Origin of the sequence: Paraclostridium bifermentans, assembly GCF_964259345.1 — a bacterium.
Taxonomy (GTDB): domain Bacteria; phylum Bacillota; class Clostridia; order Peptostreptococcales; family Peptostreptococcaceae; genus Paraclostridium; species Paraclostridium bifermentans_B.
Window position 1 is genome coordinate 224,117 of the sequence record NZ_CAXVJR010000004.1, and the last position, 16,196, is coordinate 240,312.

Genomic DNA, 16,196 nt, shown 5'->3' on the forward strand with positions numbered 1-16,196 from the left:
AGCAAATAGCTAATGGTTTTAATACACCCCTTAATTTTGTTTTTATTAAATTTATCCTATAGATAAAGAGTCATCTTCATCGTAGCTTCTTAAGAATGAATTATTTTCTTTATTAAATAAAATGAAGTATTCTAAAATTAATACTATATTAAATATAGATATAACTACTAAGGCATAAACCATATGATTTAATGTAAGTCCTATTTTTATAGGAGGAGTAAGCATATATCCGTAATTAGCTTTAATCATAGTATCTAAAATAAACATTAATACATGATAAAAATTTGTGAATATTAATATATTCTTAATATCTTTTTTAGATACATTTATTTTCTTAGCAAACAATATATACACAGATCCCCATAATAGTAATATATGACCTATAAAATAGGAAAACTGAGTTACATGCGGAAATGAAAATGGATCAAGACCAGGAAATAATAAAGCTGCAGGAGCCGTAAATATTCCCCAACAAGCCCCCAATTTCATAGGGAATTTCTTATTTAAAATCATACCGATACTTATAGTTATAATTGCAATTCTACAGTGAAATAAAGGTAGTCCTTCTTGAAGGATATTAAAATCAGATAAAGTATACCAACAATACAAAGTTATCTGTTGAACTAATAAAACAATTCCTATAAATAATTCTAACTTTCTACTTCTTGATTTCATTTTATATATATAAGCACTAATAAATAATGCAAATGCTAATAAAGACAAGTGGATTATTCCAAAATTAATAAAGTTATGATTCGATGTATTACTTCTAAAAAAGTAAAAAATATTATGCATATTAAATTCCTTTCTAATTATTATTTGACAGCAAGTATTATAATACGACATATAATAAATGAATACAATAATTACTACAAAATTGTAAGATTTATTATATTAATAAAAATATTAAAATTTATCAAAAAATATAGGTTTTAAATTTAGCATAAAGATTTAAAAAATTTAGAAAATTATTACAAAAACTATGGTACTATAAAGTTATGGATAATAAATTAAATATAGTAGATATACGTATAAAAGAGGGTGAAGATATGGATATATTGAAAGTAGAAAATATCTATAAAGAGTATGACAAAACACAAGTAGTAAAAGGTATAAGTTTAAATATAAAAAAAGGTGAAATATTTGGATTATTAGGACCAAATGGAGCTGGTAAATCAACTACGATAAGCATGATTACAGGGTTAGTAAAAAAAACTAGTGGAAAAATTATATATGAAGAAAACACAAATTCTATAGCAAAATGGAAAGAGAACATAGGCTTAGTTCCCCAAGATTTTGCACTATATTTTGATTTAACAGCATACGAGAATGTAGCATTTTTTTGTTCTTTATATGGATACAAAAGAAAAGAACTAAAAAAAAGGGTAGAAAAAGCTTTAGAATTTGTTGGGCTCTTAGAAGTTAAAAATAAAAAAGCATCAACTTTTTCTGGTGGTATGAAAAGAAGATTAAATATTGCATGTGCAATAGCGCATTCTCCAAAACTTATCATAATGGATGAACCTACAGTAGGTATAGATCCACAGTCTAGAAATCATATACTAGAATCAGTAAAGAAGCTAAGAAAAGAAGGTGCAACAATTATATATACTTCCCATTATATGGAGGAAGTAGAAGAATTGTGCGATACAATAGCGATAATTGACCATGGAAAAGTTATGGCAGTAGGAAATAGTAGTGAATTAAAAGAAGTTGTAAAGGATGAAAATATATACCGTATAGAAGTAGACAAAGAAATTGATGATATAGACGAAAAACTAAAACAAATAAATGGAGTTTATAGAGTGAAAGTAGATAAAAAAGATATAGAATGTTACTATAATGAAAATAAAAAAATTATTGAAGATATAGTAAATGTTATATCTAAGGAAGATACTAATATAAGAAATATGAAAAGTGAAATTCCTAGTTTAGAAACTGTATTTTTAAATTTAACAGGAAAATCTCTTAGAGATTAGAGGTGAATATATGTTTATTTCAATGTTAAAAAAAGAAATCATACAATTTCTAAGAAATAAAGGCAATGTAATAATGATGTTTATATTTCCTATAGCATTAATAACGATATTAGGATTTGCACTAGAGAGTATTATGGGCTCCTCTATTGATATATTTAATGATGCAAAAGTTTACTATAATGTTAAAGAACAATCTAAATATGAAGAAGGATTTGAAGAATTTAACAAAAATATAAGAAAAGAGTTTAAAGATATAGAAATTGAAGAAACAAATGATATTAAAAAAGCTAAAGATGAAGTAAATAACAATAAAGCATATGCTTTGATAACAATAGATAAAGATGGGTTTGAATACTTTAGAAATGAAAATGGAGAAAGTACAGGAGCTCAAATTTTTAGGAGCATATTTGAAGGAGTAGTACAAAACTACTCTATGGTAGATTTAGTAATAAATAACAACCCTCAAATGTTTAATAATATATTTGATGAACAAGTAAATAAATATACTAAAAATATCCAAGTAGGAACACATACTATAACATCAGTTGATTATTACACATTTGCAGAACTAGCACTTATAATACTTTATGTATCTATAATAGTAGGAGAAAGTGTAATAAAAGAGAAAGAGCTAAGAACTATAGATAGGATAGCTATATCAAAAGCAACTAACTTAAAATTAATATTATCTAAAATGTCTTTAGGAATTATAATAGGAACTATTCAAATATTAATTGTATATATATACTCATCAGTAGTACTTAATGCTAATTGGGGAAATAACATACTACCAATGATGATAAATTTATTAGCTTTAACTTTATTTGCATCTGTAGTAGGTGCTGTATGTGGAATAATCGTAAAAGAAGGAAAGTCTTTAAATGGGATTCTAAATACTTTTATAATAATAACATGTTTATTAGGGGGATGTTATACACCAATTGCCATGATAAAAAGTATACCTATAATAGGGAATTTAACGGTAATAAGTCCTATATATTGGGTAAATTCAGCTCTTATAAGTTTAAGTACAGGAGTGGCTGATATTTATACAAAAGTATCATTAACTTTATGTTTTTCAATATCAACTATATTAATCTTAATAGTATTGATAAGTAAAAAGCTTAAAGGTGGTGATATAAGTGCTTAGTCTTATAAAAAACATAACTAAAGTTTTATTTAGAAAAAAGACAATAATATTAACGCTTATAATAATACCAACTATACTTACAGTAGGAGCAAGTTTCTTACTTGGATCAGAGATGAAATATGGAGTTGGATTAGTAAATGAAGATAAAGGAATAGTATCTAAAGAAATAATACAGAATATAGAATCTATGGATTCGGTAAAAGTAATAAATTTAGATAAAGATAAAGTAGATACAGCAGTTGTATCTAAAGAAGTAGAGCTATGTATATTAATAGATAAAGATTTTAGTGAAAATATAATAAAAGGTAAAGAGGATACTATAGATATAAAATCAATAGGAGATAGTGAAATAAAAGCAAGTGTAGTAAATGTTATAGATTCAACTACTGATAATATGATAAAGATAGGAAAATTAGCAAATAAAGATGAAGAAAAATTTAATAGATACTTAAATGAATATAAAAATAGCGATGTTAAGTATGAGGTTAATAAAGAAATTCCAAGAAAAATAAGTGTATCAGCATCTATAGGTATGGTTATTATGATGATGTTTATATCTTCATTTTTTATAACTAGATTTATAATAGATGATGAAAAAGGAGGTACAAAGGATAGGATACTACTGGCTAATGTATCAAAACTTAAATATTACACAAGTGTATTCATAGTATTTTTTATGTGCAGTGCAGTAACATCTATTTTATATTATTTTATATGCAAATTAGCGAATTTTGATTTCCAAACACAAAATACCGTATATTACTTATATGTATTACTAGCAGTAAATTTTGTAGCAATTGGATTTAATTTAGTTATAGTTACTGTAAGCAGTACTCCTTCGGTAGCATCAAATTTATCATCACTTATAGTAACTTGTTGTAGTATGATAAGTGGATTATTTTGGCCTTTTTATGTGATGCCTGAGCCACTTCAAAAAATCGGTAATTTATTACCAACAAGATGGGCTATGATAGCAATTGAAAATATACAAAAAGGATACGATTTAGGAGAAATAATGCCACAAATTATAAGTATTATACTATGTGGATTGCTGTTTTTGGCTATAACAATACTATTTTCTAGAAAGTCAAAATCAGCAAGTTAAAGTTATGATAGATAAGGGGTGTCTCAAAATGATTAATTTCATTAATAGGGGCACTCTTTTTATATAAACATTTATAGAATTATATAGATTCTAGCTAAGAAAAAGGAGCTAATCTCTATTGATACAGCCCCATTTTCATTAATTATATATAAAAATTTAATAATGATTTTCAAACTTACACAAAAACTCGTTTGAGTATAATGTACCTGAATTAGTGTTATTTAATTTAGAAATTTCATTATTTGCATAGAATTGAGTTTCTTCACTAGTAAAATTGTATATAGGTTTTTTAGTAAAATAAAGTTGTATACCAATAAATAATAAGAATAATAACAATAAAGCAACTATTATTTTTTTTCTATACCTAAGTACATGTACTACTAAACTAGTATCAATTGATTTTTTCATATTTTTAACTCTCAAATCGGTTAAAGATTCATTAAAGTCTTTATACATATAGTTCCTCCAATAAAAAAAATTATATATAATATATGAAATTATATTACCCTAAGAATTAATTAAAAAATCAAATATAATTAAAATTTCTATAAAAATTCACATATTTTTCAAATTACAATTTTTATAAAAAACACGTAAATTTAATTTACAATTGATTTTTCAGAAAAATTAGATTATTATTACTTGTAAAGTAGGTCAAAGGGGGATAAATATGCAATTTAAGTTATATTTAAGTGGTATAAATTATAGTTATATACAGTTTGAAAAAGATAAAGTAACACACTCTAAATTGAATATAAATACAAATAAATTTGAATCAATAAGAGAGTTAACAGAAGAAGAGAATAAATACTATAAAGAATTGAGTAAGATAGATTTATTAGAATTGTCATCAAAACTAAAATCTTATCAAAATAGTTTTAAAGAAGAAAAAGATATAATTATTACAGATTATAACGAAATTTATTCAAAATATGAAGATAATTTATATGTACAAAGAGAAAAAGTAATGCCAATAGATATAGTAGTTTATAATAAAGATATAATAGGTTTTGTAACTACAAACTCATCAAATACAGCAGTTTTAGTAAAAGAAGGTTTTGAAGATAAGACACCTCTAAAATTATGGAAAGATTATGATAAAAACATATATAAAGTAAGTCAACCTATAGAAAAAATGATAAAAATGAGAGATAACACAAATCTATCCACGTTAATATACCTACCAAAAGATATAAATCAAAAAGTTGCAACAATATTAGTAAGAACACCTTATGGAAAAGAAGATTTAATAAATAGATACTTAACATATGTGCAAAGAGGATATGCACTAGTTTTACAAGATGTAAGAGGAAGGAATAAATCAGAAGGAGAGTTTGAACCGCACTATTATGAAGCTGAAGATGGAGATGATACTATAAATTTTATAGCAAAGCAACCATGGTCAAATGAAAAAGTAGGTATGATAGGAGGTTCATATCTTGGATTTGTTCAATGGGCAGCAGCGACTACTCAAAATAAATACCTAAAAGCTTTAGTAAGTATAGTAACTTCAGGAAGCCCTTTTGTAGATTTACCAAGAAAAGGAGGAGCATTAGCGTCAGGAGTATTGGCTTGGGCATTTTCTGTATCTAAAAAGGAAATGGATAGAGAAAAAATGAATAGAACGGACTGGGATGAGGTCCTTAATATAAGGCCACTTGAAAATATAGCAAATAGAGCCTTAGGATATGATATAGGATTTTTTAATAGATGGTTAGAACACAAGGATAATGATTATTATTGGAAAAAGCAGAGTTGGTATAATAAAAAAGAAAATATAAAAGTTCCTGCTATGATAGTTTCAGGATGGTTTGATGATAATGGTATGGCAACTACAGAAGCTTTAGAAATAGTAAAAGATTATGATTCTAAGGATAAAAAGATAATACTAGGGCCATGGATGCATAAAGCAAATACAGCTAGAGATATACATAATGTAGCCTTTGGAAATAATGCTATAAGGTTTGATTTAGATTACTATTACTTACAATGGTTTGATAATAAATTAAAAGAAATAGACAATAAAATAAATGAAGGTCCTGCAGTTGAATACTATACAATAGGAGAAAATAAGTGGAAAACTAATAATACATGGCCAATAGATAATATAGAGTACACTGATTTTTACCTAACTAGTGAAAAAAGTGCTAACACTTCTAGTGGAGATGGTAAGTTAGTTTCAAGAAAATCTAAAAATAATAAAGACACATATAATTACGATCCATTAAATCCATCTATTCATATTATAGATATGAGTGAAAATGAAATATCTGTTCCAGAGAACTATATAGAAATAGAAAAAAGAGAAGACATGTTGTGTTTTAGTACAGAACCTTTAGAAAAAGATTTGACTATAACGGGAGAAGTTTTAGTTAAGTTCTATGGAAGTAGTGATAAAAAAGATACTGATTGGGTAGTTAGAGTATTAGATGTAGATGAAAAAGGAAATTCTATAAAATTAGTAGATGGAATACTTAGTGCAAGGTATAGAAATGGATTTGAAGAAGCTAAATTTATGGAAGAAGGAGAAATATATGAATTTGCAATAAGAACATCTAAGGTTTCTAACACTTTTAAAAAAGGTCACAAAATAAGACTTACTATAACTTCTAGTGCAAAAAATTATATATTTCCAAATAGTAATACAATAGATGGTCATAATAGTAATGTATTCGAAATTGCAAGAAACAATGTTCATCATGGAATAGATTATCCCTCTAAAATTATATTACCTATAGAGAAATAGGCATAAAAACAAGGCGAATTGTTAAGTACAATATCGCCTTGTTTTTGTGATATAATCAGAATATAAATGAAATAAGGAGGAATATTTATGAAGATTATTCACACTAGTGATTGGCATATAGGAAAAATTGTAAATGAATTTTCAATGATAGAAGACCAAAAATACATTTTAAATAAATTAATAAATCTTATAGAAGAAGAAAAACCACAAGTACTTATAATAGCAGGGGATGTATATGATAGATCTATCCCACCGGTAGAAGCGGTGGAATTATTAAATGAAACGCTAAGCAAATTGATAATAGATAAAAATATAAAAGTTTTAGCTATATCAGGTAATCACGATGGAGGAGAAAGATTAAGTTTTGGTAGCAAAATACTAGAAAAACAAGGTTTATATATAGCAGGAAGAGATGATGAAATATATAGACATGTAGTTATAAATGAAAATGGTAAAAATATAAACTTTTACTTAGTTCCATACAAAGATCCAGCACTTACAAAAAAACTTTTAGAAAATAAAGATATAAAAAGCCACAATGATGCTATGATAGCAGTTATAGAAAAAATAAAAGAAAATATAAATAAAGATGAAGTGAATGTGCTAGTAGGACATGGATATGTAACTATGAAAAGAGAAGATGCAATTAAATGTATAGAGGATAAATATGAAGTTGCAGATCTTCAAACATCTGAGTCAGAAAGACCGCTATCAATAGGTGGAACAGATTTAATAGATGGAAATATATTTGATGATTTTGACTATGTAGCTTTAGGACACTTACACGGAAGACAAAGAATAGGAAGAGAAGAAATGAGATATTCAGGATCGCTTTTAAAGTATTCTTTCTCTGAAGTAAATCAAAAAAAGGGTGTTTACATATTAGATGTAGATGAAAATAAAAATATTGATATAGATTTTAAACAGCTACAACCAATAAGGGATTTAAGAGTTATAAAAGGAAACATAGAAGATATAGTAAATGAAGGAAGAGAGCTTAAAGAGGGAAAAAATGATTACATACAAGCAATATTAACAGATGATGGAGAACTTATAAATCCTATGGAAAAGCTAAGATCAGTTTATCCAAACACTATGTTAATAACAAGAGAAAGAAAAAGAACTTATAGTGAAGATAAAACTTCAGCTAAAGGTGAATATAAAAGTAAAAGTAAGTTAGATTTATTTAAAGAATTCTACGAAGATTTAGGTAGTGGAGAATACACAAAAGATAAAGAAGAAGTATTAATTCAGACTATAAATCATGTATTAAAAAGTGAGGTGAAATAATGAGACCTATAAAATTAACAATAAGTGCATTTGGCCCATATGCAACTAAACAAGTTATAGATTTTGAAGAATTAAAAGGAAGAAATATATTTGTTATATCTGGAAAAACAGGAGCGGGAAAAACAACTATATTTGATGCTATAAGTTATGCATTATATGGAGAAGCAAGTGGAGAAGCAAGAGAAAATGATTCGCTTAGAAGTCATTTTGCAGATGATGATGTAGAAACTTTTGTAGAGTTAGAATTTGAATTAAAAGGTGAAAAATATATTGTAAATAGAGTTCCTAAACAAAAAAAGAAAAAGTCTAGGGGAGAAGGATATACAGAAAAAAGTGCAGATGCAACACTTACTTTACCTGATGGAAAAGTAATAACAAAAGTTACTAATGTTACTAATAAGTTAACTGAAATACTTGGCATAACTAGAGACCAATTTAAGCAAATAGTGATGCTTCCTCAAGGTGAGTTTAAAAAGTTATTACTTGCAGATTCATTAGAGAGAGAAGGTATTTTTAGAAAAATATTTAATACTTATGACTTTGAAAAAATACAAATAGAGCTTAAAGAAAAAGCTATAGCTTTAAGTAAAAATAGAAATAAAAGCAAAGATGAAATACAAACAAACTTAAAAAATATAAAAGGTGAACATGATATAGTTATTGGAGAGTATGTAGATTTTCCATTTGTTATAGAAAAGTTAAAAGAACTGATACAAAAAGACACTAAAAACTATGAAGATTTAAGTGAAAAAGATAAAAAGATATATACTAATTTAGAAGAGATAACTAAAAAAAGAATAAATATAGAACACAATAACAACTTAGTTAAGGAAAAGAATAATATAATAAAAGAGTTAGAAGAACTTTTAATTAAAGAAGAAGAATTTAAAACTAAAAAAAGTAATATAGAAAGTGCAAAGAAAGCAAAAGAAGTTAAATATATAGAAGATAAACTTATAGAAAATGAAGATACATTAAAAAATAGAGAAGAAAACTACAAAGTAAGTTTAAGTAAAATAGAAAAGCTAAAAGAAGATTATAAGTTGGCTAAAGAAAATTTAACTAAAGAAGAAGCTAAAGAATCTGAAAGAGATAATCTTAAATTAGAAATTGAAAAGTTAAAAAGTATAGAGCCTAAGATATTAGAATTTGATGAACTAAAAAATAAGGTATTAGATTCTAATAAAAGGGCTGAAGAAGTTAAGATCAAAATAGAAGAAAATAAAAAACTTAATGAAAAGTTAAAAGTTGAAAAACTAGAAAATGAAAATACTTTAAAAGAAATAGCTACTTTAGAAACTAAGAAAGTAGAAATAGAAAATAATATAGAAAATAAAAATAATACAATAAAAGAAATAAGAGATTTATTTAAATCTATAGCTAACTATGAAAATACTGGACTTAAGCATTTAAATTTAAGCAAGGAATATGAAGAGTTTGAAAAAACTTATAAAAGCATTAAAAATGATTATGAAAAAATGGATGATTTATATAAAAAAGAACAAGCAGGGATACTTGCAAGTAAGTTAGAAGAAAACATGCCTTGTCCTGTTTGTGGATCAACTAATCACCCAAGCCCTGCAAGTATAAAAAATGATGTAAAAGTACCTACTAAAGAAGAATTAAAGTTAGCTAAAGAAAGGTTAGATGAAGTAGAAAAAGAAAATAACCAAAAGATGAATGACTTAACTAGATTAAACTCAGAAGTTAAAAGCCATTTGGAATTTGTTAACAGCAGTTTAGCTAAATTCTCACAGGTTTTAAATATAGAGAAGACTTATTCTAAAAATACAGCAAGTGAAGTTAAAGCTAAAGGTATAGAATTAAAAGCTGTAATAGAGAAACTATCACAAGATTTATTAAAACTTAAAGAAAAAATAGCTTTAAAAGAAAATATAATTAATAGAAATAAAGCTATAGAAAACAACATTGAAAGTAATGAAAAAGAATTAAAAATCTTAGAAGAAAATGAAAAGAATTATTTAAAAGAAGTTACTCAAATGACTACTAAAATAGAAGAGTATAAAAAGTATATACCTGAAAATATAGTAGATATAAAAATATTAAAAGAATTAATAAATAATAAAACTAAAGCTTTAAATGATAGTATGGCTAAATTAAACAAGTTAAGAGAAGAAAGTGAAAATCTATCTAAAAAGTTAGAAGGAGAGATTTCAACTTCTAAGGAAATAAATAAATCAATGGAAGAATTAAATAAGATAATTAAAGAAACTAAAGAAAAATTTGAACTAAGCATAGAAAGCTCAAAGTTTAAAAATTTAGAAGAGTATAATCTAGCTAAAGAAAATATAGCATTTATACAAGACTTAGAAAAACAATTAGAAGTATACTATTCTAAACTTAATATACTTAAATCTAAAAAAGAAGAACTAATAAATAAAACTCAAAATTTAGAAATCTTTGACTTATCTAATATAGATGAAGAAATCAAAAAGCTTCAAAATGATAAGAAAGAAAAAGAATCTATATTAAGAGAAGTATATTCTATATTAGAAAATAATAAATCTGTACTTAAAAATGTAGAGGCTCTAAATGTTAAATTTAAAGCTATGGAAGAAGAATATAAGGTTGTTGGAGAGTTAGCTGACTTAGCAAATGGTAAAAAATCTCCATATATATCATTTGAAAGATATATACTAGCTTCATACTTTGAAGACATAATAGAAGCTGCAAATATAAGACTTGAAAAAATGACAGGAGATAGATTCTCTTTAATAAGAAAGAAAAGCAAAAGTAAAGGTGCTGGACAAAAAGGTCTAGAACTAGAAATATATGATAATTACACAGACAGCTCAAGAGATGTAAGTTCATTATCGGGGGGAGAAAGCTTTAAAGCTTCTTTATCATTAGCACTAGGACTTTCGGATGTTGTTCAATCAAATGCAGGAGGAGTATCATTAGATACTATGTTTGTAGATGAAGGATTTGGAACTCTAGATCCGCAATCACTAGATAATGCTATTGATAGTTTATTAGAACTTCAAAGAGGTGGTAGACTAGTAGGGATAATATCACATGTTGAAGAACTTAAAGAAAGAATAGACGCAAAACTTGAAGTAGTTGCAACATCAAAAGGAAGTAAAGCAGAATTTAATATATTATAAATTTATATAGAAAAAAGACTACGATTTATAATCTGAAGTAGTCTTTTTTCTTTTGTCTAAAACAATTAAAAGAGGTTTTGTATGAAAAAACAATGAATAATTAATGAAAAAATAATGAATAAATTGAAAATGAAATTTCAAAAATAATAAATTTAAAATATATGATTATATTTTCAAAAATGATAAAAATACATAATAATATTGAAATTTTAATGTTATTATTAATTGATATATATGTGATTAATATGAAGCTTAGATGATAAATGAATAAGAATTGTTTTAAACTTGCAAATAAGGGTAAAAATAAAGTATAATAACAAAGGATTGTTAAGCAATAAGAAAACTAAAGGAGGAAACGAGTACATTTGACTTTACATAAGTTTTTAAATTGAATAACTATTTAAAAAGGTTGTTATATTATTAAAAAAAGGGAAGAATAAAAGTATTTATCTGAATATTTTATAAAAAATAGGAGGAAAGAGTTATGAAAAAATTAATTGCAGAGTTTATTGGAACTTTTGTGTTAGTATTATTTGGAACAGGAACAGCAGTTTTAGGTGGAGGTATGGATGGCATTGGTACTTTAGGAATAGCAATGGCATTTGGTTTATCGATAGTAGCAATGGCATACAGTATAGGAACGATATCAGGCTGTCATGTAAATCCAGCTGTATCAATAGCAATGTATATGAATAAGCGTATAGATTCAAAAGAACTTATAAATTATTTAATAGGACAAGTTTTAGGAGCGATAGTAGGGACACTTACTTTAATGGCATTTTTAAAGAGTTCTAACTTACCATTAGACAATTTAGGACAAAATACATTTGGAAGTTTAACAATGGGTGGAGCATTTTTAGTAGAAGCAGTTTTAACGTTTGTATTTATATTAGTTATAATGATTGTTACAGGTAAAAATGGAAATTCAAACTTAGCTGGATTAGCTATAGGATTTACACTAGTATTAGTTCACTTAATAGGAATACCTCTAACTGGAACATCAGTAAACCCAGCTCGTAGTTTATCACCAGCAATATTTGTAGGAGGAGAAGCTTTATCGCAATTATGGTTATTTATAGTAGCTCCTATAGTGGGGGGAATTATAGCAGCTATAGTATCTAAAAATTTATTAGATAGCGAAGAAGTTTAATAAGGGTAAAACTATAAAAAGTTTAAAAAAAATTAGGGAATTTTATATACGAAAGCACTTATTATTTTTAATAAGTGCTTTTTAAAATTATAGATAAAGTAGGATAATTGTGGTAGAATATACTGTGGCAATAAATTGCAAATTGAAAGGGATAATATGGATTAAGATTTTAAATATAATTATATTATAAATTGAATTTTAAATATGGAGGTGCAGGACATATTGAAAAAAAAACGGTTTAAAATATTTATATATGTAATTATATTTAGCATGTGTTTGATAAGCTTAATTTCCATATATAATAATAAATTATTATATCAAAGTGTAAAATTAACAAAGCAAGAACGACAATGGATAGAAGAAAATAAATCAAGAGAAATAGTAGCTGACGTTGCATCTAATAATAGTATATATTATTATCAAAGCAAAGATGGTGATTTTGGGGTTTTTAAAGATTTAGAAAGCTATATAAATCAATTGTACGGAATAAATATAGTAACTAAATATAACTCAATGGATGAAGCTGATTTAATATGGGCAGCTGAAACCAATTCATTTAAAAAAGAAGGATTTATAAAAACTGCTCCTTATGATTTTTCAGAATTAAATATTTACACAAAAGAAAAGATAGAATCATTAGTAGAATTAAAAGGTAAGAAAATAGCAGTATATAAAAATTTTAAAAGTTTAATCAAAGATTATGGTAAATATGCAGATTTTATAATAGTTGACAATTTAAAAGATGTTAAGGAATTATATGAAAGTGAACAAGTATATGGATTTGTGTCAGATACAACGACATTAAAATCTCTTAAAATATCGCCAGAAAAACAGGTATACTCAAATAATATATCTAACAAATACAATCTTCAATTAAGTATAGCCGTTAAAGAAGACAAAATCTTAAGAGATTTAATGGACAAGGCATTAAGAAGCATATCTAAAAAGCAAATGAATAAGATTAAGATTGAAAATGAATTAATGTATATAAAATATAACCTAGGACTTACTAAAGAAGAAAAGAAATGGCTAAAAGAAAATAACCAAATATCAATGAAAATTGATTATAAATTACATCCTTATTATTATGAATACTCATATAATAGGGGGATACTAAATGAATATATAAATAAATTAGAATATCTTTTAAACGTGTCATTTGTAGATTTTGATGAAAATAAAGATATAAGTAAAGAGCCACAAATATATTTTGGGGTATATAAAGATGATGAAGAAAGTAGACATCTAGAATTAATGAAGCCTTATAATAGTTATAATTTATATATATATTCAAGTTCGGAAAAAGTTATAGATGACATGAGCGAACTAGAGGGTCACACTATAGGTGTTGTAAAAGATGGAGATAGGAATTTTTTAAAAGAAAACTTAATTGATTTTCAGTATATACAATACAAAAATTATGAGGATATGATAGAAGACTTACATGATGGAACTATAGATTATTTCTTAGGAGATAATTACATAATGGGCCATTTTACAGAAGAACATAATATGTATAAAAACATATTTCATGTAGGTGTAGTTGAAAAAGTATTTTATGAATCTATAGGAGTTAATAAAGATTATGAAATGCTAGCTAGTATAATGAAAAAAGTAGATAGCAACATAAACACAGATGTTGCCCCTAAGTTTAATGAAGTTAGTATAGAAGATGCAGATAATGTTGATTATAAATCAATAGCTAAAATAGTAGTTATATTTATAGGAATTATGACTGTAAGTTCTATATATATATTTAAATTAAGGAAAGAAGTTAAACTTAAAAATGAATTTCATAATAACTTAGAAACTGCTTTATCTAAAAATGAAAAATTAGTATTATCATTAGTCGAGACACTTGAAGACGTTAATGCATTAAATGATTCTGATACTGGATTACATATAAAGAGGGTGTCAGGATATTGTAAAGTAATAGCAAGTTATATGGGATGTGATGAACAATTTATAAATGAAATTGTATATTTTTCATCACTACATGATATAGGGAAAGTAGGAATTCCTGACAATATATTAAAAAAGCCAGGTAAATTAACTAAAGAAGAAATGGAAATAATGAAAAAACACGTAGCTATAGGTTATGATATAGTTAAAAAGAATAACCTTGGAGCAGTTGCTAATAATATAATACTATACCACCATGAACGATATGATGGAGAAGGATATATAAACGGATTAAAAGGAAAAGATATACCTCTAGAGGCTAGAATTTTAGCGATAGCGGATGTATATGATGCACTAAGAATGGAAAGATGTTATAAAAAAGGATTTTCTCATGAAACTGCAATGGATATTATAATATCTGAAAAAGGAAAGCATCTAGATCCGGAAATAGTAGAGATATTAATCGATGCTAATGAAGAAATAAATGAAATATTTAACTCAAATAAATAATAAAGAAGCACTTATCTAAGAATATAGATAGGTGCTTTTTATTATTATAAAACTATATTGAACTTAGAATTGTTTAAATGTTCATATACAGTTCATAATTTAAAAATATACTATTTTTATCGATAAAAAATGAAAGGATTGATTATATGAAAAAACCTACTAAAATCATAGTAGCAGTTGTAGTTGTTGTAGGGACAATAGGAACTATGGGAGGACTTTTTGTAAAATCTAAAATAGATGATGCAAAAGCAATTGTAAATGAGGCTAAAAATCAAAGTGCAAAAGTAAAAAGAGGAGATATAAAAGTAACTGTAGCAGGAAGTGGGGTTGTTGCCTTAAAGGATAAAACTAACCCAGATTATGATGAACTAGAATTAGAAGTTGAAATTGATGAATTAGACATAGATAAGGTAGCAGTCAATCAAAGTGTAGAAATAAAATTAGATGCATTTCCAGATGAAGTATTTTATGGAATTGTAACAGATGTATCTCCACAGGGAACAGTGGTAAATGGAGTATCTAATTTTATGATTAAAGTTTCATTACCTACAGATGTAAAAGAGATAGCTAAAGTAAATAAAGATACACAAATAAGACAAGGAAAATCAAATGATTACATAAGTGTAGCAAACTTAGAAAAAGATGATGAAGTAGAGCTTATAAAAGAAGATGGAGATTATTATAAAGTAGCTACAAAAGATAGTGTACAAGGTTATATAGAAAAAGATGATCTAACAGATATTAAAATAAAGCCAAATCAAAGCGGTATAATAAATAAAGATGTAGTTAATTTAAAAGAAGATTCATCAAGTAATTCAGATACAGTAATCAAATTAATAGATGGAGATAGTGTAGAAATTCTTGATAAAGAAGATGACTGGTACAAGGTAAAAACATCTAATAACCAAGAAGGATATATAGAAACTAGCGATTTAAACACAGTTAAAATAAAACCAGGTATGAATGCAAGTGCAAGTATATTAGTAGAACAAAAAGATGATGTATTATATGTTCCAATAGAAGCAGTTAATAAAGAAAATATAGATGATTATTATGTTGTAGTACCTAAAAATTCTAAAGAACAAGATGTAAATGTTGGAATACATAATGAAGACTATATAGAAGTTACAAAAGGCTTAAATGAAGGCGAGGAGGTTAAGCTACCTGAAAAAGAAATAAGTTTACCTCAGTCTCCATTTGATATGATGCCTCATAATAATTCTAAATAACTTGGAGGTA

At 25.9% G+C, this 16,196-nt stretch carries 11 protein-coding genes; 9 read left to right on the top strand and 2 right to left on the bottom strand.

Translation table 11 applies throughout. The features are described 5' to 3' along the window. Positions 1 to 51: 51 nt before the first annotated feature. Positions 52 to 795 carry a TMEM164-related integral membrane acyltransferase gene (locus tag ACEXNK_RS09590; RefSeq protein WP_373600357.1) on the bottom strand — a complete coding sequence of 248 codons (744 nt, stop codon included), beginning with the start codon at positions 793 to 795 and terminating at the stop codon, positions 52 to 54. Positions 796 to 1,049: 254 nt separating this feature from the next. Here ACEXNK_RS09590 and ACEXNK_RS09595 point away from each other — a divergent pair, with 254 nt between their 5' ends. Genes ACEXNK_RS09595 through ACEXNK_RS09605 form a run of 3 tightly spaced genes read left to right on the top strand, consistent with a single transcriptional unit; the run spans position 1,050 to position 4,234 of the window. Continuing rightward, positions 1,050 to 1,979, top strand: a complete 930-nt coding sequence (locus ACEXNK_RS09595) for an ABC transporter ATP-binding protein (RefSeq protein ID WP_373601590.1) — start codon at positions 1,050 to 1,052, stop codon at positions 1,977 to 1,979. A 10-nt stretch (positions 1,980 to 1,989) separates the two neighbouring features. Then, on the top strand, positions 1,990 to 3,129 hold the full coding sequence (locus tag ACEXNK_RS09600; protein ID WP_373600355.1) for an ABC transporter permease: 1,140 nt from the start codon (positions 1,990 to 1,992) through the stop codon (positions 3,127 to 3,129). Then, the gene (locus ACEXNK_RS09605; protein WP_373600354.1) at positions 3,122 to 4,234 is read left to right on the top strand and encodes an ABC transporter permease; all 1,113 of its coding nucleotides are present in this window, start codon (positions 3,122 to 3,124) and stop codon (positions 4,232 to 4,234) included. The genes ACEXNK_RS09600 and ACEXNK_RS09605 overlap by 8 nt, the downstream gene beginning before the upstream one ends. Before the next feature lie 156 nt (positions 4,235 to 4,390). Here ACEXNK_RS09605 and ACEXNK_RS09610 read toward each other — a convergent pair whose 3' ends face one another. Continuing rightward, positions 4,391 to 4,690 carry a hypothetical protein gene (locus ACEXNK_RS09610; RefSeq protein ID WP_373600353.1) on the bottom strand — a complete coding sequence of 100 codons (300 nt, stop codon included), beginning with the start codon at positions 4,688 to 4,690 and terminating at the stop codon, positions 4,391 to 4,393. A 214-nt stretch (positions 4,691 to 4,904) separates the two neighbouring features. Here ACEXNK_RS09610 and ACEXNK_RS09615 point away from each other — a divergent pair, with 214 nt between their 5' ends. The 6 genes from ACEXNK_RS09615 to ACEXNK_RS09640 all read left to right on the top strand — a co-directional run bounded on the left by ACEXNK_RS09615 (position 4,905) and on the right by ACEXNK_RS09640 (position 16,186). Continuing rightward, positions 4,905 to 6,980: a CocE/NonD family hydrolase gene (locus tag ACEXNK_RS09615; RefSeq protein ID WP_373600352.1), complete on the top strand. Its 2,076-nt coding sequence runs from the start codon at positions 4,905 to 4,907 to the stop codon at positions 6,978 to 6,980. Between the two features lie 87 nt (positions 6,981 to 7,067). After that, positions 7,068 to 8,270, top strand: coding sequence for an exonuclease SbcCD subunit D (locus ACEXNK_RS09620; protein ID WP_373600351.1), 1,203 nt, complete (start codon positions 7,068 to 7,070; stop codon positions 8,268 to 8,270). Next, positions 8,270 to 11,395 carry an AAA family ATPase gene (locus ACEXNK_RS09625; protein ID WP_373600350.1) on the top strand — a complete coding sequence of 1,042 codons (3,126 nt, stop codon included), beginning with the start codon at positions 8,270 to 8,272 and terminating at the stop codon, positions 11,393 to 11,395. The genes ACEXNK_RS09620 and ACEXNK_RS09625 overlap by 1 nt, the downstream gene beginning before the upstream one ends. Positions 11,396 to 11,879: 484 nt before the next feature. After that, positions 11,880 to 12,545, top strand: a complete 666-nt coding sequence (locus ACEXNK_RS09630; RefSeq protein ID WP_373600349.1) for an aquaporin — start codon at positions 11,880 to 11,882, stop codon at positions 12,543 to 12,545. A gap of 222 nt (positions 12,546 to 12,767) precedes the next feature. Further along, positions 12,768 to 14,957, top strand: a complete 2,190-nt coding sequence (locus ACEXNK_RS09635) for an HD domain-containing phosphohydrolase (RefSeq protein ID WP_373600348.1) — start codon at positions 12,768 to 12,770, stop codon at positions 14,955 to 14,957. A 146-nt stretch (positions 14,958 to 15,103) separates the two neighbouring features. Further along, complete coding sequence (locus ACEXNK_RS09640) at positions 15,104 to 16,186, top strand: SH3 domain-containing protein (RefSeq protein WP_373600347.1); 1,083 nt, start codon at positions 15,104 to 15,106, stop codon at positions 16,184 to 16,186. Positions 16,187 to 16,196: the final 10 nt, after the last annotated feature.